The 18,832-nt window shown below is 67.3% G+C and carries 17 protein-coding genes, 2 tRNA genes and 1 pseudogene; 10 read left to right on the top strand and 10 right to left on the bottom strand.

Annotated features, from left to right (window positions below; genetic code table 11):
- Nucleotides 1–7: 7 nt before the first annotated feature.
- The 3 genes from FB459_RS03220 to FB459_RS03210 all read left to right on the top strand — a co-directional run bounded on the left by FB459_RS03220 (nucleotide 8) and on the right by FB459_RS03210 (nucleotide 4,093).
- Nucleotides 8–1,735 carry a glycerol-3-phosphate dehydrogenase/oxidase gene (locus FB459_RS03220; RefSeq protein ID WP_141927450.1) on the top strand — a complete coding sequence of 576 codons (1,728 nt, stop codon included), beginning with the start codon at nucleotides 8–10 and terminating at the stop codon, nucleotides 1,733–1,735.
- Nucleotides 1,736–1,857: 122 nt separating this feature from the next.
- A complete protein-coding gene (locus tag FB459_RS03215) occupies nucleotides 1,858–2,580 on the top strand; it encodes a response regulator transcription factor (RefSeq protein ID WP_141927449.1) in 723 nt (240 codons plus the stop codon).
- 7 nt (nucleotides 2,581–2,587) lie between these two features.
- The gene (locus FB459_RS03210; protein WP_141927448.1) at nucleotides 2,588–4,093 is read left to right on the top strand and encodes a sensor histidine kinase; all 1,506 of its coding nucleotides are present in this window, start codon (nucleotides 2,588–2,590) and stop codon (nucleotides 4,091–4,093) included.
- 53 nt (nucleotides 4,094–4,146) lie between these two features.
- On the opposite strand, the gene FB459_RS03205 is transcribed toward FB459_RS03210, so the two are convergent.
- A tRNA-Ser gene (locus FB459_RS03205) sits at nucleotides 4,147–4,236 on the bottom strand.
- Nucleotides 4,237–4,482: 246 nt separating this feature from the next.
- Between FB459_RS03205 and FB459_RS03200 the strand changes: the two genes are divergently transcribed.
- Together FB459_RS03200 and FB459_RS03195 are read left to right on the top strand one after the other, a co-directional pair.
- The gene (locus tag FB459_RS03200) at nucleotides 4,483–6,069 is read left to right on the top strand and encodes an LCP family protein (protein ID WP_170221663.1); all 1,587 of its coding nucleotides are present in this window, start codon (nucleotides 4,483–4,485) and stop codon (nucleotides 6,067–6,069) included.
- Nucleotides 6,070–6,108: 39 nt separating this feature from the next.
- Nucleotides 6,109–8,019 carry a penicillin-binding transpeptidase domain-containing protein gene (locus FB459_RS03195; RefSeq protein ID WP_141927446.1) on the top strand — a complete coding sequence of 637 codons (1,911 nt, stop codon included), beginning with the start codon at nucleotides 6,109–6,111 and terminating at the stop codon, nucleotides 8,017–8,019.
- Between the two features lie 97 nt (nucleotides 8,020–8,116).
- Here the strand turns inward: FB459_RS03195 and FB459_RS03190 are convergent, their stop codons facing one another.
- Nucleotides 8,117–8,320, bottom strand: coding sequence for a cold-shock protein (locus FB459_RS03190; RefSeq protein ID WP_129624281.1), 204 nt, complete (start codon nucleotides 8,318–8,320; stop codon nucleotides 8,117–8,119).
- A 337-nt stretch (nucleotides 8,321–8,657) separates the two neighbouring features.
- The gene (locus tag FB459_RS03185; protein WP_141927445.1) at nucleotides 8,658–9,020 is read right to left on the bottom strand and encodes a hypothetical protein; all 363 of its coding nucleotides are present in this window, start codon (nucleotides 9,018–9,020) and stop codon (nucleotides 8,658–8,660) included.
- Nucleotides 9,021–9,226: 206 nt separating this feature from the next.
- On the opposite strand from FB459_RS03185, the gene FB459_RS03180 reads away from it, so the two are divergent.
- Nucleotides 9,227–10,378 (top strand): PRC-barrel domain-containing protein, encoded by a 1,152-nt coding sequence (locus FB459_RS03180; protein ID WP_141927444.1) that lies wholly within the window; start codon nucleotides 9,227–9,229, stop codon nucleotides 10,376–10,378.
- A 6-nt stretch (nucleotides 10,379–10,384) separates the two neighbouring features.
- Here the strand turns inward: FB459_RS03180 and FB459_RS03175 are convergent, their stop codons facing one another.
- From FB459_RS03175 to FB459_RS03160, 4 genes and pseudogenes are all read right to left on the bottom strand, one after another.
- Nucleotides 10,385–11,638, bottom strand: coding sequence for a GNAT family N-acetyltransferase (locus FB459_RS03175; protein ID WP_141927443.1), 1,254 nt, complete (start codon nucleotides 11,636–11,638; stop codon nucleotides 10,385–10,387).
- A 39-nt stretch (nucleotides 11,639–11,677) separates the two neighbouring features.
- Complete coding sequence (locus FB459_RS03170) at nucleotides 11,678–12,667, bottom strand: cation diffusion facilitator family transporter (RefSeq protein ID WP_141927442.1); 990 nt, start codon at nucleotides 12,665–12,667, stop codon at nucleotides 11,678–11,680.
- Nucleotides 12,657–13,538: a crotonase/enoyl-CoA hydratase family protein gene (locus tag FB459_RS03165; protein WP_141927441.1), complete on the bottom strand. Its 882-nt coding sequence runs from the start codon at nucleotides 13,536–13,538 to the stop codon at nucleotides 12,657–12,659. Before FB459_RS03165 ends, FB459_RS03170 begins: the two co-directional genes overlap by 11 nt.
- An 11-nt stretch (nucleotides 13,539–13,549) precedes the next feature.
- Nucleotides 13,550–13,729: pseudogene (locus FB459_RS03160) on the bottom strand (DUF1345 domain-containing protein); the annotation flags it as partial.
- A gap of 284 nt (nucleotides 13,730–14,013) precedes the next feature.
- On the opposite strand from FB459_RS03160, the gene FB459_RS03155 reads away from it, so the two are divergent.
- Together FB459_RS03155 and FB459_RS03150 are read left to right on the top strand one after the other, a co-directional pair.
- Nucleotides 14,014–14,769: a histidine phosphatase family protein gene (locus tag FB459_RS03155; RefSeq protein WP_239702572.1), complete on the top strand. Its 756-nt coding sequence runs from the start codon at nucleotides 14,014–14,016 to the stop codon at nucleotides 14,767–14,769.
- Nucleotides 14,759–15,691: an NAD(P)H-hydrate dehydratase gene (locus FB459_RS03150; protein ID WP_141927438.1), complete on the top strand. Its 933-nt coding sequence runs from the start codon at nucleotides 14,759–14,761 to the stop codon at nucleotides 15,689–15,691. Before FB459_RS03155 ends, FB459_RS03150 begins: the two co-directional genes overlap by 11 nt.
- 4 nt (nucleotides 15,692–15,695) lie before the next feature.
- On the opposite strand, the gene FB459_RS03145 is transcribed toward FB459_RS03150, so the two are convergent.
- Nucleotides 15,696–15,785 (bottom strand) — tRNA-Ser (locus tag FB459_RS03145).
- 134 nt (nucleotides 15,786–15,919) lie between these two features.
- On the opposite strand from FB459_RS03145, the gene FB459_RS03140 reads away from it, so the two are divergent.
- Complete coding sequence (locus FB459_RS03140; RefSeq protein ID WP_141927437.1) at nucleotides 15,920–16,345, top strand: hypothetical protein; 426 nt, start codon at nucleotides 15,920–15,922, stop codon at nucleotides 16,343–16,345.
- 195 nt (nucleotides 16,346–16,540) lie between these two features.
- Nucleotides 16,541–16,816 carry an HU family DNA-binding protein gene (locus FB459_RS03135; protein ID WP_168990111.1) on the top strand — a complete coding sequence of 92 codons (276 nt, stop codon included), beginning with the start codon at nucleotides 16,541–16,543 and terminating at the stop codon, nucleotides 16,814–16,816.
- 80 nt (nucleotides 16,817–16,896) lie between these two features.
- On the opposite strand, the gene epsC is transcribed toward FB459_RS03135, so the two are convergent.
- Both epsC and cysK read right to left on the bottom strand, forming a co-directional pair.
- Nucleotides 16,897–17,523 (bottom strand): serine O-acetyltransferase EpsC, encoded by a 627-nt coding sequence (gene epsC, locus FB459_RS03130; RefSeq protein WP_141927436.1) that lies wholly within the window; start codon nucleotides 17,521–17,523, stop codon nucleotides 16,897–16,899.
- An 83-nt stretch (nucleotides 17,524–17,606) separates the two neighbouring features.
- Nucleotides 17,607–18,539 (bottom strand): cysteine synthase A, encoded by a 933-nt coding sequence (cysK, locus tag FB459_RS03125; RefSeq protein ID WP_129624303.1) that lies wholly within the window; start codon nucleotides 18,537–18,539, stop codon nucleotides 17,607–17,609.
- Nucleotides 18,540–18,832: the final 293 nt, after the last annotated feature.

Raw genomic sequence — 18,832 nt, 5'->3', positions numbered from 1 at the left:
GATTCCCATGGTCATGCAGCCCTTCAGCGCCACACTCGGTCCGGCCGAGCACCAGCAAGCCTGGGAGGAACTCGGTGAACGCGAGTTCGACGTCCTGGTCATCGGCGCCGGCGTCACCGGCGCCGGCATTGCGCTCGATGCAGCGACCCGCGGACTGCGCACCGGACTGGTCGAGGCGCGCGATTTCGCCAGCGGCACCTCCTCGCGCAGTTCCAAGTTGTTCCACGGCGGCCTGCGCTACCTCGAACAGCTCAACTTCAGCCTGGTGGCCGAGGCGCTGAAGGAACGCGAGTTGATGCTGACCCGCATCGCGCCCCACCTCGTCCACCCCGTCCCGTTCCTGTACCCCCTGTCGCACCGTGGCTGGGAGCGTCCGTACGTTGCGGCCGGGTTGGCCATGTACGACCAGATGGGCGGTGCACGCTCGGTGCCGCGCCAGAAGCACCTCACGCACGGCGGTGCCCTGAAGCTCTTCCCCGGCCTGAAGTCCGACGCGATGGTCGGCGCAGTGCGCTATTTCGACGCCCAGGCCGACGACGCCCGACACACGATGATGGTCGCCCGCACCGCCGCGCACTACGGGGCGGTCGTGCGAAACAGCACCGAGGTCGTCGAGATCGTCAAGGAAGCCGACCGGGTCGTCGGTGCGGTCGTGCGCGATGTCGACACCGGCACCACCCAGACGGTGCGCGCCAAGGTCGTCATCAACGCCACCGGCGTCTGGACCGACGACGTGCAGAAGATGAGCGGCGGACGCGGACGCTTCCGAGTGCGCGCCAGCAAGGGCGTGCACATCCTCGTTCCGCGCGACCGCATCGCCGGCGAGGTCGGCCTTATCCTGCGCACCGAGAAGTCGGTGCTGTTCGTGATCCCGTGGGGCCAGCAGTGGATCATCGGCACCACCGACACCGACTGGGCGCTCGACGTCGCCCACCCGGCGGCCACCAAAACCGATATCGAGTACATCCTCGAGCACGTCAACGAGGTGCTGGCCACCCCACTGACCAAGGACGACATCCTCGGTGTCTATGCCGGGCTGCGCCCGCTGCTCGCCGGCGAAAGCGAGTCGACCAGCCAGTTGTCTCGTGAGCACGCGGTCGCGCGTCCGGAGCCCGGTCTGATCTCGATCGCCGGTGGTAAGTACACGACCTACCGGGTCATGGCCAAAGACGCCGTCGACGCCGCTGCCGAAGACCTCGGCCAGATCAAGGACTCCGTCACCGAGAACGTCCCGCTCATCGGGGCCGACGGCTACCAGGCGATGCTCAACCTCAAGGGCGAGCTCGCCGCCGAGACCGGGCTGCCCGAGTGGCGGGTGGAGCACCTGCTGGGCCGGTACGGATCGAAACTGCACGAGGTGCTGGCACTCGGCGAGGAGGACCCGTCGCTGCTCGAACCGGTGACCAACGCCGAGGCCTACCTGCGCGCCGAGATCAAGTACGCCGCGACCCACGAAGGCGCGCTGCACCTCGCCGACGTGCTCACCCGGCGCACCCGCATGTCGATCGAGACCAAGCACCGCGGCACCGAAGCCGCCCAGGAAGCAGCCGACCTCATCGCACCGGTGCTCGGCTGGGACGACGCGAAGAAGGCACACGAGGTCAACGCCTACCTGGAGCGGGTGAAGGCCGAACGCGAAAGCCAGGAACTCACCACCGACGAGGAGTCCGACGCACGCCGCAACGAGGCGCCGGAGACCCGTCCGGACATGCGCCAGGTGCTCGCGACTCGATAACCGCTGCCAGCATCGAACGGTGATGGGCGAGCAGCGCGGCTGCTCGCCCATCACTGACTTGTCATAGAAATCGCACAGGAATGCGATAGCTGTCGGCTAGCTGTGAAATGCACACTGGTCTCATGGCAAACGCTCCTGCGCTCACCCGGCTCGACGGCTCGCCGGTGCGCGTCCTCGTGGTCGACGACGAGTCGAACCTGACCGAACTGCTCGGCATGGCGCTGCGCTACGAGGGCTGGCAGATCCGCACCGCGGCGACCGGCACGAGCGCGGTGAAGACGGCGAAGGAGTTCGAGCCGGACGCCGTCGTGCTCGACATGATGTTGCCCGACTTCGACGGACTCGAGGTGCTGCGCCGGATGCGCGACAGCGACCCGTCCCTGCCGGTGCTGTTCCTCACCGCAAAGGACGCCGTCGAGGATCGGGTGGCCGGACTCACCGCCGGTGGCGACGACTACGTGACCAAGCCCTTCTCGCTGGAAGAGGTTGTCGCTCGGGTCCGCGCCCTGATCCGACGCTCCACCCAGATGGTGCAGGAATCGTCCTCGGTACTTCGGGTGGGTGACCTCACGCTGGACGAGGACAGTCACGAGGTGATCAGGGACGGCGCCGAGATCTCGTTGACCGCAACCGAGTTCGAGCTCCTGCGGTTCATGATGCGCAACCCGAAGCGGGTGCTGAGCAAGGCGCAGATCCTCGACCGGGTGTGGCACTACGACTTCGGTGGGCAGGCGAACGTGGTCGAGCTCTACATCTCCTACCTGCGCAAGAAGATCGATGCCGGGCGCGAGCCGATGATCCACACCATGCGCGGCGCAGGCTACGTGCTGAAACCGGCTAAGTGATCCACGGGTGACCCTTGTCTCCCCCGGCCGCTGGACGCTGCGCACCAAACTGGTCGCAGGCGTCCTGTTGCTGTTCTTCCTGGTCACGGCCACCGTCGGCGCGTTGACGGTCTGGCAACTGCAGCGGACGCTGCTCGGCCAGGTGGACGAACAGTTGACGAGTTCCCATGCTGCTCTGAGCAATTCGGGCGACCGAGCCGCACCCGGACCACAAGGGCCGCAGGGAAGTGTCGCCGGCGGCTCGATGCTGCGCCTCGACGTGCTCGCAGACACCTCGACCCCGACGGTCTCGCGTGACCCGGACACCGACAAGTACACCCCGGACGCCTGGATCAACGCGCCCGGCAAACGAACCCGCCTGTCTCCCACCCAGATCGACCAACTGCTCGCGGTCGGCCTCGACTCGAACCCTCGGACGGTGCACGTCGACGACGCGGGCGACTACCGGCTGATTGCCGTCCGGCATCCGCAGCGGGTGATGAAGGTCGACACCGGCGAACGCTCGACCGAGCAAGTGGTCACGATCATGGGGTTGCCGCTGGAGCCGGTGCGGGAGAGCATCGCGAAGACGGCGTTCTCGGTCGGGCTGCTCAGCGGGCTCGGCGTGCTCATCGTCGGCCTCGGGAGCGCATTCCTCATCCGGCGCAACCTCGAACCACTGCGTCGTGTCGCCGGCACGGCGACCAAGGTGTCCCAGTTGCAGCTGTCCCGCGGTGAGGTCGACATCGTCGAGCGTGTCGACCCGCGCGACACCGACCCGCGCACCGAGGTGGGTCAGGTCGGCCACGCGCTGAACAACCTGCTCGACCACATGGGCGCTGCCCTGAGCACCCGCCAGGCGAGCGAGACCCGCGTCCGCCGTTTCGTCGCGGACGCCTCGCACGAGCTGCGGACCCCGCTCGCGTCCATCCGCGGTTACGCCGAACTGTCCCGTCGTGAACCCGAGCCGGTGCCCGATTCGGTCACCCACGCCCTCGGACGCATCGAGTCCGAGGCGACCCGGATGACCGCGCTCGTCGAGGATCTGCTGCTGCTGGCCCGACTCGATTCCGGACGCCCGCTCGACCGCGAACCGGTCGATCTGTCGATGCTGCTCATCGAGACCGTGAGCGATGCGCAGGTGGCCGGACGTGAGCACCGGTGGAACCTGGATCTGCCGCAGGACGCGGTCGAGGTGATCGGCGACGAGGCACGGCTGCGCCAGGTGATGATCAACCTGCTGGCGAATGCGCGACGCCATACGCCGGCCGGCACGACCGTGACGGCGGGTGTCCGCGAGTTCGAGGACCACGTGGAACTGATGGTGCGCGACGACGGGCCTGGTATCGATCCGGACCTCGTGCCGCACATCTTCGAACGCTTCACCCGTGGCGATCGCGCGCGTACCCGCACCGAAGGGTCGACGGGTCTCGGTTTGTCGATCGTCGACGCGGTGGTGGGCTCACACGGCGGCGCCGTGTCGGTGACCTCGCGGCCCGGCGACACGATCTTCCAGATCCGGCTGCCTCGATGAGACCCCGCAGAACGAGACAAGGGCCCCCCGGTCGGGGAGCCCTTGTCGATCGGCGGAGGCGGCGGGATTTGAACCCGCGTGCGGCTTTAAGACCGCTCCCGCTTAGCAGGCGGGCGCCATAGACCTGACTAGGCGACGCCTCCTCCGCTTGCCGTGCGATGTCTCACGTTGCTCATCGAGCAACGACGAGGCACCATGTACGGCAGCCCGGTCAGGCTACCCCGCTACGGCGAGTACCTGCAAAATGGGTTCGAGGGGGAACCAACCGCAGTACCGTGCACGTCGTCCCTCATAGGGGATTGTCGTGCAACAGAACATCCGGAGAACGACCACAGCCTGAGCGGCCGCGCCCACGAGGACGGCCGTACGACCAGCGTGAGAAGGAAACGATGTCGACCGAGGACCGCAATGTGTCCACCGAGGACGACGCTTCCACGCCCACACGCGACGGCCGGGAGCTGAGCCGGCACGAAGTACGGCAGGTGCGCTCCGAGCAGTTGAAGCGAGCACTGGCCCTCACCGGTCTGTCGACCATCTGGCCCGGGATCGGGCTGCTGCGCACCCGGCGCAAGTGGCTCGGAGTCGTCCTGGCTCTGGGCGCTGCGGTGACGGCCATCGTCCTGGGGTTCGTGCTGTTCAGCGGCGGTGTGCTGGCCGGCGCGGCCAAGTTCGCCACCAAACGGGGTCTGATCTCGCTGCTCGTCCTGGTCGCCATCGGTGCCCTGGTCTGGATCAGCGGCATTTTGTTGACGGCGAAGGAGACGTCCGGACGCCGGTGGACCTCGAAGATGCGCTGGGCGCTTCGCGGTTTCACCATGCTCATGGTGCTGATCGTCGCCGTGCCGGCCGTGCAGGCGGTGCGTTACGTGACGGTCACCCGCAGCGCGTTCGACAAGATCTTCACCGACCGGTACGAGGGACGCGGCGGCCCTGCACGCGGTCCCGGGACGGGTTCCGATCCGTGGAAGTCGGTTCCTCGGGTCAACATGCTGCTGTTGGGCTCGGACGCCGGCACCGACCGGTACAAGCAGCGAACCGACTCGATGATGGTCGTCAGCATCGACACCAAGACCGGTGACACCACGCTGATCTCGATCCCACGCAACCTGCAGAAGGTGCCGTTTCCCAAGAACAACCCGATGCACGCCCTGTTCCCCAAGGGTTACGACTGCCCTGAGCGCGGTGGCGCCGGCGCCGAATGCATGATGAACGGCGTCTGGATCGAGGCCGACAACAACAAGGACAAGTTCCCCGCCGACGAGGCCAACCCCGGTCTCGACACCACGCGCGAGGTCATCGGCGAGATCGTCGGTCTGCACATCGACTACACCGCGGTCATCGACATGTCGGGCTTCCAGCAACTCGTGGACGCGATGGGCGGCGTCTACATCACCGTCCCCGGTCCGCCGCCGGGCATCCCGATCGGCGGGAAGGTCGTCAACGGCTACGTCGTCCCCGGCAGCATCACCGGTTACATCGCGCCGGGCTATCAGAAGCTGAACGGTCGGAACGCTCTCTGGTACGCCCGCAGCCGCGTCGCCGGCACCGATGACGACCGCATGCGTCGTCAACGCTGCATGGTGAACGCTCTTGTCTCCCAGACCGATCCGTTCAAGATGGTCACGAAGTTCACCGGCATCATGGAAGCTGCCGGGCAGAACATCCGTCTGGACGTCCCCCAGGACGAGCTCCCTGCGTTCGCCGAACTGGTGGATCGCATGAAGAGCGGCAACTCGCGCACGGTCAACGTCACCGACTCGGTCAAGCACTACAACCCCGACTTCGCGAAGATCCGCTCCATGGTCAAGACCGCGATCAACACCCCGCACGACCCCAAGGCCCCGAAGGCGGGCGCGACCGCTTCGACGTCGAGCCCGACCACGTCGTCCAGCCCCACGACGTCCTCCCCCACCACCGAGCCGTCGAGCAAGTCGACCAGCGTGAAGCCGGTCACGGACACTGCGCAGCACTGCTGACGAGCAGCTGCCTGGCACCTGAAACGCCGAGAGGGATCGATGAGCGCACGCACAGTCCTGGCAACGACGACCGCAGGGTTGATGATCGCCGCCGGAGCCGGGGGCTACATGCTCTGGAACGAACGTTCCGAACAGCAGGAGTTGGACGAGGCCGCTCGTAACGCAGCGACGAGCTTCGCGAGCGCGTGGTCGGACCGCACGCTCGACCGGGCGAATTACGTCGGCACCGAACCCGCCGCCGCTGCCGAGGACTTCCGCACGACCACAGCGCAGTTGGGCAACGGCAACGTCCGGACCTCGATCTCCGGGTTCGAGCGCAACGGCAACCGCGCCACGGCTGTTGTCAACGTCGCTTGGACCGTCTCGGGCGGCCGGACGTTCAGCTGGGTGAACCCGATCGAGCTGGAGAAGTCCGGCGACAGCTGGGGTGTCGTGGCGAACAACCGCTCGCTCTGGCACCCCAAGTTGCAGGCGAACGACGCATTCGTGGTCGATCTGGACAGCGGCCTGCGCGGGGAGATCCGCGGCCGGGACAACGCCGCGATCATGACCAACCAGTCGGTGTACGACATCTCGCTCGACCCGACCAAGGCCACCCTCGACTCGGCCCGGCGGCTGGAGAACACCACCGGCGTCGGCGGTCTGCGCGCCAAGGTGACAGCGGCGAAGGCTTCCGGGTCGAAGTCCACGATCGATGTCATCACCTACCGCAAGGACGACTACGAGGAGCGATCGTCGGGCATCCGCGACCTTGCCGGGGCGATCGTTCGTGAGCGAAAACAACCGCTCGCAGCCAACCGTACGTTCGGGCAGCCCTTGCTCGGCGCAGTCGGCCCGGTCACAGCCGAGATGCTCAAGAAGGACCCGAGCACTTACCGGTCAGGCATGTTCGCCGGCACCTCGGGGCTGCAACGACAGTACGACGGGGTGCTCCTGCCGAAGGCCGGGCTGAAGATCTCGGCGAGGTCCCAGCCTGATGCGGTGCTCTTCGGCGCCGGCGCACAGGACGGCAAGAACCTGGGCACCACCCTCGACCCGAAGGTGCAGACCGCTGCGGAGAAGGCGCTCGACTCGCTGCCGGAGGGGTCCATGGGTGCGGTCGTGGCGATCGACGTCCCGACGGGAGGCATCCTCGCGGCCGCCAACGCACCGACGTACGGGCTGGAGCGGGCCGTCACCGGTCGCTACTCGCCCGGATCGACCTTCAAGATCGTCTCTGCGTACGAGCTGCTGAAGAAGGGGCTGAATCCCGACACCAAGGTGGCCTGCCCGCAGGAGACGAAGATCGACGGCCGCGCCTTCCGCAACTTCGAGGGTGAGACGCTCGGCGATCCCAGTTTCCGCGACGACTTCGCGCACTCCTGCAACACAGCCTTCGTCAACTCGACGAAACCGTTCGGTGCGAGCGATCTGCAGCAGGCGGCTTCGCTGTTCGGGTTCGGAACCGACCTGAGCAAGTCGGTCGGCGTCAACGGGGCCTACAGCGGCAGCGTCCCCGCGTCCGCCGGGCCAACCGACACGGCGGCGATGACGATCGGGCAGGGACGCATCCTTGCTTCACCGATGATGATCGCGAGCGTTGCCGCGTCCATCGCGCGCGGCAGCTACGTGCCGCCGGTTCTGGTCACATCCCCCGCCCAGGGCGGCGACCGGACGCCGAAGCCGTTGGATGCCGGGATCGTCAACTCGATCAGGCAGATGATGCGGCTGACAGTCACCGACGGCACCGCCACGCTCGTCGAGGGCGTGCCCGGCGGTGAGGTCCACGCGAAGACCGGCACGGCGGAGTTCTTCGAAGGTGGGAAAGCCGGTGCCCACGCCTGGTTGGCCGGCTGGCAGGGCAATGTGGCGTTTGCCGTCCTGGTCGCCGATGTTCCGGCCGGCAAGGGTGGCGGCACGGTCGCGGCGCCGGTCGCACGCGACTTCCTGTCCCTGCTCGCGCGCAGCTGACGCCGGCCGAAGACACGAAACCGCCCCGGCAGATGCCGGGGCGGTTTCGCTGGTGAAAGTCTCAGATGTTGCGTGCCATCACCATACTGAGGTGAACTCAGACCGCGACGACGTTGCTCGCCTGCGGGCCCTTGTCGCCCTGGGTGATGTCGAACTCGACGCGCTGCGCTTCCTCAAGGCTGCGGTAGCCCTGGGTCTGGATAGCGGAATAGTGGACGAAAACGTCCGGGCCGCCGCCATCCTGCGCAATGAAGCCGAAGCCCTTTTCCGCGTTGAACCACTTGACGGTTCCTTGTGCCATGCGGGGTAACTCTCAATCTGTGTACGGTTTCATTCCCGCCAAGTCGGCAGGAACTGTGTTGCCGAAACCGTCCCCGAACATGCAAATGCCCACCTGTCGGCGGGCACTTCGTCTTACGAGGAACTGCAACTGCAACGAGACTGACGTTAGCACGGGCTGGCCGATAGGGCACGGTCGAAGAAAACCGAAAATGTTCAAGAAATGGTCAAGGACGTCGAAATTCACCCCGCAGGCGGCCAGCGGGCGAGGCGAAAATGAACGTCCGGCGAACCCTGCATGGCCCTGCATGACTGTGGGGTCGCCGGACGTCCGGTTCGCGCGACAGGACCTACCGGGTTCAGGAATACAGCGGCCGCTCCGGGTCGGCGGGGTCTGCGTGAGTCTCCTGGGTCGGCTCTGCGGAACTACGCTCCTCCCGCTCGAACAAGATCGTGCCGTCATTGGTCGAGATGGTCAGCGGTGCCGCACCCTCACCCACCAATTGCTCTGCGGTGCGGTCGATCTCGACCGGAGAGATCTCGACGCCGATGCGCTGGAAGCTGCGTTCGAGCTCTTCGCGCAGGACATCCTTGTCGGCGTCAGGATGGTTCTCCGAGGCGTCGACAAGGACCTGGACGTACGCCTGCAGTTGCCCCTTGGACAACGAGTCGACGAAACCCTTGTTGAGGACGACGGTGCGCCCGATCGGTGCGTCATTCATGTTCGATCACCTTCCGCTGTGGTTTTGTCCGATCGTCGCAGACACGGCGTCCTGATCGGCCCTTGCCGGTCACTGTGGTTCAGCGCACACTGGCGCATCTGACCCGTCCCAGGACGGCCAATCGGAACCGGGGCTGTGCCACGATCGACAGGAGTCCGGGTTCGCGCAGCGCTCGGACACAGTCGCCCGAGGAATGAGGGATCCCTATGGCTCACGACAACTCACCGCACGAGGCCCGCCGCATCCGCGACGAGGACCTCCAGCGCCTCACTCGCGCAACCGTTCTCGACAGCGAGGGCGAACGCATCGGCGGAGTCGATCAGATCTACGTCCACGACGCCACCGGTCGCCCCTCCTGGGCCTGCGTGCGTACCGGCCTGTTCCGCACGCGTGAGTCGTTGGTGCCGCTCGACGGCGTCGACCTCGGTGGCGATGAGATCCGCGTGCCGTTCACCCGGGACGTGGTGAAGAACTCACCCCGCGTCGACTCAGACGACCACCTGTCGAGCAGCGAGGAAGGCGAACTCCACCAGTACTACCGCCGGCACGGCTGGCAAGGTTCAGCCGGCTCCCGGCAGGACGAGGCCGGCGAGGGTGTGAGCGCCGAGAACACGGACGCCGATCGACGCGCCGGTCAAGCAGCCGCCGCCGGGGCAGCAAGCGGCGCGGCCGTCGGGTCGAGCGACGAGCGGGAAGCCCGGACCCCGGCGACTGTCGGTGATCCGGACGCCGTCTCCCGCGGTGACGGTGTGTACGCGGGGACCACGACGTCGTCCGACGACTACCCGGTGACGGTCGAGTCCGTCGAGGAGATCGAGGCGCACGACGCACCGGACGAGGCACTCGTCGACCAGAAGCCTCAGAACGAGGCGGCGGTCGCCGGCGGTGCTGCGGGCGCGGTGCCCGACTCCCCCGGTGATGCGTACACCGGCGCAGGACGCGAGCACGCCGAGGCGACGCCGCGCTCGATCGGAATCGATGACGACAACCCTGACGGCGATCTGCCGGGCGTGCATCGCTCGACGCCGGATGTGGAGCAGGAGCTCCCGGCGACGGACATCCCGGCGGCGGCGGTCGAGCCCGGCCCACACGACGGACCGTTCCCCGGCGGGGCTCGTGCCGACGGCACCGGCGGGCGACGGGTCAGCGACTACGACGAGGTTCGTGACGGCGGGTACGGCATCGGCTCCGCCGCTGCGATCGATGACGGCGCGCAGCCGCTCGGCCACCCGATTCGCGCCTGGCAGGACACGATGTCCTTCCGTGGCGGATCGGAAGCCGAGTGGGAACGCGACGCCGACGTCTGGTTCGTGGACGAGACCGCCGCGCAGAACGCCGGCTTCCACCCGGCCGACTGAGCTCGGTCAGAAGTCGACCGCCTTCGTCGGCTGGCTCGCCGTCCGCAAGGCTGCGTCCAGGGCAGCGACCGCTCCTTCGCTGGTTTCCCTGACGAAGCCGGCAGCGTGCCGTGCGCCGAGCGTCTGACCGCCGAGCCAGACAGCACCGAGGTCGACGATGTCGAGACTGAGGTCGGCCTCGCCCGCCGCCGGCTCGAGGGCACCCGTACCGTCGGCGTCGACCACCCAGTGCCAGACACGGTCGTTCTCTTCGATGAGCTTGTCCTGCACAGTGATTCGGACGTCGCACGGCGCGGCGAACCCACGTTCGGCGATAGCGGCGGACAGGTCGACGATGCGCAGCCACAACGAGTCGGTCACGCCGCTGCCGACGCCACGCGGCGACGGGCTCCACAGCAGCAATGGGTCGTCCAGCGGCATCCAGTTGATGGCCGAACCCATCAGGTCGAAGTCGACGAGTCGGCGCATCAGCGCCAGGCGCGCACCGGTGTCGGTCGAACCGAACATGAACACGTCGATCTCACCGCCGGGCAACCCGTCGTCCCATTTGTGGGTGCGGCGCAGCAAGGCGTAACCGACGTCCTCGCCGTCCCGCGTCGCCCACAACAGACGGTTACGCTCCCTGTCCCTGCGCTGTTCGGGTATGTCGGTGAGCAGCCGTCGCAGGTCATCGATGTGACGGACCACTGCTCCGCAAGCACCCTCGACGGCGCAGCGGCGCATCAGTGCGTGTAATCGCTGCGCGTCGTCGGGGGAAGCAGTCCGGAAGGTCGTGCGGGTTGCGTCCGCCAGATCGGAAACCTCTGAGGGAGCGGCGAACTGGGCGCCCCGGCCGAACTTCGCCTTGAGTGACTGCGCAGCCAGGCCGTAGCCGAAGCGTCCATAGATGCCGGGCTCGGACGCCTTGAGCGCGGCGAGTGAACGGCCTTCGTCGCGCGTCCAACGCAGGTGGTGGCGCATCATCGCGCTCAGGACGCCCCGGCGACGGTGGTCGGGGTGGACGCCGACCCAGGTGAGGCCCTCGGCCGGCACCAGGCGACTCCCGGTCATCCCGCTCGGCACCGCCAGCTCGATGTCCCACGACGCGCTGATCCCGGCGAGTTCACCGTCCTGCTCGGCTGCGAAGCCGGCCCGTGTCGGGGTGTTCTGCAGGCGATCCTGCCGATCGCCGGCTTCGTCGTCGGCCCAGACGAGTTCGTCCGCAGCCAGGAACCAGTCGGCGTCGCCCGGTTCGATCCGGCGGATGGTGGTGTCGCTCATGCAGTCACGCTCGCAGACGCACGTGCGCGCAGCAACCGGTTAACGAGCCGCCAGGTACCAGGCCGGCAGTTCACCCGGACACAGGTCGGTGGTGTCGTCCGGACGGGTGAGGGTCAGTACCGCACGGACGATCTCAGGACGTTCCTGCAGGTCGTCGGCGATGCCGGCGAGGGTTCGCGCGAGATCCGGCTCCGGGCGGTCGCCGATCAGGTCGACGGCGGCCACGAAGTACAGCTGGTCTGCCCCGATCCACTCCATGCGCAGGTAGCTGACCCGTTCGACCTCGGGGTGATCGAGCAGTCCGGCGAGGGCCGCGTTCCGGACCAGCGGCGTGACGTTCTCGCCGGTGAGGAAGTCCATATTGCGAGCGATCAGAAAGACCGCGACGACGCCGAGCAGGATGCCGACGACGATCGAGCCGATCGCGTCCCAGATCGGGTCGCCTGTCACCTGATGCAGACCGATGCCGCAGGCGGCGATGATCAGGCCGATCAACGCCGAAGCGTCCTCGGCGAACACCGCGCGCAGCATCGGGTTGGACGTGATGTGGATGTACCGCAGCGGCGCGAGCCGCCGTCGGGCCGCGTTCTTGCGGGTCTGCCGCAGGGCCTGCAGGAACGAGGTTCCTTCCAGCACGAACGCGATGGCCAGCACGACGTACGCCCACAGGTAGGACGGGGTCTCCTGCTCGGTCGCGCCGAGCGACTGGATACCGTGCCAGATCGACACCGCGGCACCCACCGTGAACAACCCGAACGCGGCGAACATCGACCAGACGTAGCCGACGCGGCCGTAACCGAGCGGGTGATCGTCGTCCGGTTTCTTGGCAGCCTTGCGGGTGCCGATGAGCAGAAAGACCTCGTTGCCGGTGTCGGCCCACGAGTGCGCAGCCTCGGCCATCATCGAGGCCGACGCGGTGATGACTGCGACGACGGTCTTGGCGATCGCGATCAGCAGGTTCGCGGCGAACGCGACGATGACGGTGAGCAGCGACTCGTCCTTGGTCGCCGTCTTGGCGTCACTGCCCACGCGACAGCCACTCGTCGTAGAAGTCGGGCAGCTGCGAGGCGCGTCCTTGGTACTCCGCAGCACGCTTGCCCAGGAACGCTGCCACACCTTCCTTGCCGTCGCCGACACTCGTCCAGAACATCGCGAGCGAATCGACGCGATGTGCCTCGACCGGGTGCTCGTAAGCGCTGTTGCGCCGGATCATCTGGCGGGTGAGCGCAACGCCGACTGGCGACCGACCCTTCGTCCATCGGTCAGCCAATTCCTTTGCAGCACCGAGCAACTCATCGGTGTCGTGCACGCCGTTCGCAAGACGCCGAGCGACGGTCTGCTCGGCGTCCAGAATGTCGGCAGAAAGCATGAGGTCGATCGCGTCGGCCATGCCGACGATGCGCGGCAGGAACCAGGTGGATGCCGCCTCGGGCACGATCCCGATCCGGCCGAACACCAACCCGAACCGCGCCTTCTCCGACACCAGACGCGCGTCCATCGCCAACGTCATCGTCGCGCCGATCCCCACGGCCGGACCGTTGATGGCCGCGATCACCGGCTTACGGCAGTCGTGGATGGCAAGCGTCACCCGTCCGCCGGTGTCGCGCACCTGTGCAATCCGCGGATCGGCCAGGTCTTCCATGTCTGCCAGACCCGGGCGCTTGGACTCATCGAGCCCGAAGACGTTGCCACCCACCGACAGATCCATACCGGCGCAGAAGGCCCGCCCGGCACCGGTCACGATCACCGCGCGGACGTCGTCGTTGTCGTTCACCTCCCGGAACGACCGCTCGAGCTCGTCGGCCATCGTCACCGTGAAGGCGTTCAGCTGTTCGGGACGGTCGAGGGTGATCGTCAGGACGCCGTCGTCCAGGGTGTGGGTCAGCGTTTCGTAACTCATGTCGAGTCCTTTCAATTGCCGGTGACGAGACCGGCGACCGGGTTGATCGTGGCCGCGAGGATGACTGTGCCGAACAGGTAGGACAGCAGGCTGTGCCGCAGGACGACCGACCGGATGTCCGTGCTGGAGACGTCGGTGTCGGACACCTGGTAGGTCATACCGAGGTTGTGACTGAAGTAGAAGAAGTCACGGTACGCGGGCGGTTAGCAGCGACCTCATGGCCCCATCATGCTGGTCACTGGCTCCGGCAGTGGTTCAGCGGACCGGCCGGTGGGTTGTTCCGGCACCCTTTCCCACACGTCGTGAGACGACCACCGCCCCGACGAAAGCTCCCAGCGTTCCGAGCACCTCGTCATCGAGCGTGTCCTGGATACCGAAGTGTGGCGCCGCAGAACAGCGAGACGCCAGATGCTGCACGGCGAGTCGAATGCCTCGCGCCCGACCCGGTGCGCCCGCCCAGACCTACGCTGGCGCAATGGCACCCATCGACCTGATCATCGTCCGGCACGGTCAGTCCGTCGGCAACGTCGCGGCCGAGTCCGCCGAGCGCGACAAGTTGGAGCGGATCGACGTCCCGGTGCGCGACCCCGACATCGAACTGTCCGAACTCGGCCACGAGCAGGCCGCAGCGGTCGGGGCATGGCTGTCCCGACTGGAGGAGTCCGAGCGTCCGGACATCGCGTGGACCAGTCCGTACCGTCGCGCCCGCCAGACCTTGCAGACCGCACTCGACGGCGCGGGGCTCGAGGTCGACATCCGGGTGGACGAGCGGCTGCGCGACCGCGACATGGGAATCACCGACATGTTGACCGCGGCCGGCATCCGCGAGAAGTACCCCGAGGAAGTGGAACGCCGTAACTGGATCGGCAAGTTCTACTACCGGCCCCCGGGTGGTGAGTCCTGGGCCGATGTCACGCAGCGGGTCCGCGGTGTCCTCACCGACATCCGCCACCTGGTCGGCGAGGGCACCGTGCTGATCACCGCCCACGACGTGGTGAACCTGCTCTTCTGTTACGTGGCCGAGGGCCTGGACGAGGAGTCCGTGCTCGACCGGGCGCGCACGAACCCGATGGGCAACGCCGCGATCTGCCGACTGCGCAGTGACGAGGAGTCACCGACCGGCTGGACGGTCGTCGATTACAACCTGAACGAGCACCTGCGCGAGGAGAACGTGCAGGTCACCGCCCAACCGGGCGCCTCGGATGAGGTGGGTGCCGGCAATGACCAATGACGCTGTCTCGCAAAACATCCCGGACGACGCACGCGGCGGCTCGCGCGAACAGCCTCGGCTGATCACGCCAGCGTTGCTGCGTTCGTGGACCCTGCCGGAGCCGTCCGGCACCAAGTACAGCCGCGGCCAGGTGTTGGTCGTCGGCGGCGACCGCGCCACGCCCGGCGCGGCGATGCTCGCCGGACTGTCGTCGCTGCGGATGGGTGCCGGGCGCCTGAGCCTGGCGGTGGCTGCGTCCATCGCGGCGCAGGTGGCGGTGGCCGTCCCGGAGTCCGGTGCGACCTCGCTCGCCGACGACTCCGAGGGAGCGATCACCGGCGAGCAGGTCGAGCAGCACCTGACGAAGGATCTCGAACGTGCCGACTGCGTGCTCGTCGGCCCGGGCCTGGGAAACCCGGCCGGTGCCGGCCGCTTGCTGAGCGAGATCGTCCGACTGCTTCCGGACGACGTGCCGATCGTGTTGGACGCGTTCGGCGCGACTGTGCTGCCGGACCTGTCGACAGCCGAGCGCGACCGGTTGTCGGGACGACTCGTACTCACCCCCAACCGAGGCGAGCTGGCCCACCTGCTCGACGAGGACGAGGTGGACGAGGATCGCGTGGCCGAGGGCATCATCGACGCCGCAGGTCGGTACGGCGCTGCGGTCGGCTGCGACACCTGGATCACCGACGGCGACGGGCTGTGGCAGGTCACCACCGGCGACACCGGCCTCGGCACCTCGGGCAGCGGCGACGTCGTGGCGGGCGCGGTTGCCGGTCTGCTCAGCCGCGGCGCCGGACTCGTGCAGTCGCTGGTGTGGGGGAAGTACGTGCACGCGGCGGCGGGCGACGCGCTCGCTGCCCAGTTCGGACGCGTGGGCTACCTGGCCTCGGAGATCCCGCCACAACTGCCGCTGGTGATGCGCACCCTGCGTGGGGACTGATCGGCGGAGGGCGTGGGATTCGAACCCACGAAGCCGGGGTTACCGACTTAGCGGTTTTCAAGACCGCCGCACTAGGCCACTATGCGAGCCCTCCATGCTCCGGGTGACCGGAGCCCGCCCATCCTAGGTCACCGCCGGTCCGGGATTCGCGTGCAATGCCGACAGGGCGCAGGCCCCAGCCGTCCTGCGCCGATCAGTAGGGTCGTCCGCAGGACGAGAGGAGACCCGATGGGAAAGATTTCCTTCCTCGCCGGGTTCGCCGCCGGTTATGTGGCCGGTGCGCGGGCAGGCGAGCAGCGATACGAACAGATCAAGCTTCAGGCCGGTAAGGCCTGGCAGCACCCGGCCGTCCAGCAGAAGAAGGACGAGGCCACCCAGACGCTCAAGGAGCGTGGCCCCGAGGTTGCTGCGGCAGCCGGCCAGGCGGCCATCAAGGGCGCGGGCACAGCCGCGAAAAGTGCTGTGGCGGCTGGATATTCGGCTGCGAGGCATGGCAAGCCCGGTGAAACTGTGGAGGGTGAACTCGCTGCAGGCGACGACGCCGGCGTGGCACCGTCCGCCGACACCGACAGCGGCTCGACCAAGCAGACGTCCACGACGCTGTCGGACGACGCCAAGCTGCCCAAGACCGACCCCGGCTTCGACGCCAACTGAGGGCCCGGCCTCAGCGCGTCGGGTTGACGTCACGACGCCTTCCCGTACGGTGAAGCCGACGGCACACCCGCACAAATCCGCGGTTTTTCGCGGTTACTGTGGTGAACTGCCAACGCTACGGGGGTAACCACGCAGCGAAACAAGTCAGACGGAGACATCGAGTCCCGTCCTGATTAACACAGACAAGGAATATCGATGAACAAGACTGACCTCGCCAGCACGATTGCTCAGCGCACCGGCGTCAGCGTCAAGGACGCCAACGCGGTCATCGGCGGTCTCAACGACGTCATCCTCGAGGCTGTCGGCCGCGGTGAGAAGATCCAGCTGCCGGGTCTGCTGACCATCGAGGTCGTGGACCGCGCCGCTCGCACCGGCCGCAACCCGCAGACCGGCGAAGCGATCGAGATCGCCGCGTCGAAGGCCGCCAAGGTCACCGCGGGCTCCAAGCTCAAGGCTGCCGCGAAGGGCTGAGTCCCCCGCACCACGTCGAAGGCCCGCTCCCATGATGGGGGCGGGCCTTCGTTCACGCGTGTGCGACTGTTGACCTCTGCTCAGATGTAGAGCGCCGGATCCGCGAAGGGGTCGAGCGCAGCGGCCGGCTGGTTGGGCCGGACGACGGCGGGGACCCCGACCGCGGTGGACTGCGCCGGCACGTCCTTCACCACGACGGCATTCGCGCCGACCGCAGAACCGGCGCCGACGGTCACCGGGCCCAGGATGCGAGCGCCGGCTCCGACGGTGACACCGTCCGCCAGCGTCGGGTGGCGCTTCACCTTCGCGAAGGTGCGGCCCCCGAGGTTGACGCCGTTGTACATCATCACGTCGTTGCCGATCTCGGCCGTTTCGCCGATGACGACCCCCATCCCGTGGTCGATGAAGAACCGCTTGCCGATCTGCGCGCCGGGGTGGATCTCGACACCCGTCACTGCGCGGGAGGCCTGGGAGAGCATGCGCGCCGGCAGCTTCCAGCGTCCGCCGCGCTTCCACATCGAGTGTGAGACGCGGTGTGTCCAGATCGCGTGCAGGCCGGGAGAGGCGAGCGCCATCTCCACTCGCGAGTCGACCGCCGGGTCGCGGGCGATGGCCGCGTCCAGGTCAGCGCGAACCTCGTCGATCGCTCGACGCAGCGGCGAACCGCTGCTACGGCGGACTCCGCTGCCGCCCGTCAGAACCACCATCGGTTCACTCCTTGCATCTGACACGGGAAGAACAACAGCCGCAGCGCACGGACGATTCCGTACCGGGCGCCACGGCCGGCGGATCAGTCGAGAATGCCCTCGAAGAGGATCGTGGACAGGTAGCGCTCACCGAAGCTGGGGATGATCACGACGATCGTCTTGCCCTTGTTCTCCGGCCGCGCAGCGACCTGGGCCGCAGCAGCGAGCGCTGCGCCCGAGGAGAGGCCGACCAGCAGGCCTTCCTGGGTGGCCGCCTTGCGGGCCCACTCGACGGAGGTGGCCGCGTTGATGTCGATGACCTCGTCGTAGATCTCGGTGTCGAGGATCTCGGGGACGAAGTTGGCGCCGATGCCCTGGATCTTGTGCGGGCCGGGCTGGCCGCCGTTCAGGATCGGGGACTCCTCCGGCTCGACCGCGACGATCTGCACGTCCGGCTTGCGCTCCTTGAGCACCTGACCCACACCGGTGACGGTGCCACCGGTGCCGATGCCTGCGACGACGATATCGACCTTGCCGTCGGTGTCGCGCCAGATCTCCTCTGCGGTGGTCTCGCGGTGCACCTTCGGGTTCGCCTCGTTCGCGAACTGACGAGCCAGCACGGCGCCCGCACGCCCGGCGACGATCTCGTTCGCCTTGTTCACAGCGCCCTTCATGCCCTCCGAACCAGGAGTGAGGACGAGTTCTGCGCCGAAAGCCTTGAGCAGGCCCTTGCGCTCGGCGGACATCGTCTCGGGCATCGCCAGCACGACCTTGTAGCCCTTGGCCGCGCCGACCATCGCCAGTGCGATCCCGGTGTTGCCCGACGTCGCCTCGACGATCGTCCCGCCCGGCTTCAGTTCGCCGGACTCCTCGGCGGCCTTGATGATGGCGGCACCGATGCGGTCCTTCACGGACGCGCCGGGGTTGTTGAACTCGAGCTTGGCCGCGACGGTCACGCCGGGCTCGTCGATGATCCGGTTGATCTTGACCAGCGGAGTGTTGCCGATCGCCTCGGTCACATCGTTCAGGATGGGCACAGTGATTCGCCTTCTGTCGTGAGCCGAAAGGCTCGGGTCAGTCGTCCAGCCATAACGTCCTTCCCGTTATGACTATTCCAATGCCAGGTTATATAACCGGGGAGCACAGACGCCACCCCGTCACAGTCCCTGAGACGCGTCGATTCGGATGGAAGATCGACCCTGCCCCGGTAGGTCGGATCTTCCACTTCGTTGATCCGCCCGGCAGCGCCTGTGCATACCGAGACTGCGATATGCGCGCGACCTGACGTCCAGCCTGACAAACTGCGATGCAAGATGGACCCTGTCCGGAC

Origin of the sequence: Yimella lutea, from assembly GCF_006715095.1 — a bacterium.
GTDB classification, from domain to species: Bacteria; Actinomycetota; Actinomycetes; order Actinomycetales; family Dermatophilaceae; genus Yimella; species Yimella lutea.
This window is presented reverse-complemented; position numbering and strand designations above follow the sequence as displayed.

Bases quoted from the DNA above. Each gene is read 5' to 3' on its own strand.
- FB459_RS03220 (WP_141927450.1), top strand. From the start codon at position 8: ATGGTCATGCAGCCCTTCAGCGCCACACTCGGTCCGGCCGAGCACCAG.
- FB459_RS03215 (WP_141927449.1), top strand. From the start codon at position 1,858: ATGGCAAACGCTCCTGCGCTCACCCGGCTCGACGGCTCGCCGGTGCGC.
- FB459_RS03200 (WP_170221663.1), top strand. From the start codon at position 4,483: ATGTCGACCGAGGACCGCAATGTGTCCACCGAGGACGACGCTTCCACG.
- FB459_RS03195 (WP_141927446.1), top strand. From the start codon at position 6,109: ATGAGCGCACGCACAGTCCTGGCAACGACGACCGCAGGGTTGATGATC.
- FB459_RS03190 (WP_129624281.1), bottom strand. From the start codon at position 8,320: ATGGCACAAGGAACCGTCAAGTGGTTCAACGCGGAAAAGGGCTTCGGC.
- FB459_RS03185 (WP_141927445.1), bottom strand. From the start codon at position 9,020: ATGAATGACGCACCGATCGGGCGCACCGTCGTCCTCAACAAGGGTTTC.
- FB459_RS03180 (WP_141927444.1), top strand. From the start codon at position 9,227: ATGGCTCACGACAACTCACCGCACGAGGCCCGCCGCATCCGCGACGAG.
- FB459_RS03175 (WP_141927443.1), bottom strand. From the start codon at position 11,638: ATGAGCGACACCACCATCCGCCGGATCGAACCGGGCGACGCCGACTGG.
- FB459_RS03165 (WP_141927441.1), bottom strand. From the start codon at position 13,538: ATGAGTTACGAAACGCTGACCCACACCCTGGACGACGGCGTCCTGACG.
- FB459_RS03155 (WP_239702572.1), top strand. From the start codon at position 14,014: ATGGCACCCATCGACCTGATCATCGTCCGGCACGGTCAGTCCGTCGGC.
- FB459_RS03150 (WP_141927438.1), top strand. From the start codon at position 14,759: ATGACCAATGACGCTGTCTCGCAAAACATCCCGGACGACGCACGCGGC.
- FB459_RS03140 (WP_141927437.1), top strand. From the start codon at position 15,920: ATGGGAAAGATTTCCTTCCTCGCCGGGTTCGCCGCCGGTTATGTGGCC.
- FB459_RS03135 (WP_168990111.1), top strand. From the start codon at position 16,541: ATGAACAAGACTGACCTCGCCAGCACGATTGCTCAGCGCACCGGCGTC.
- epsC (WP_141927436.1), bottom strand. From the start codon at position 17,523: ATGGTGGTTCTGACGGGCGGCAGCGGAGTCCGCCGTAGCAGCGGTTCG.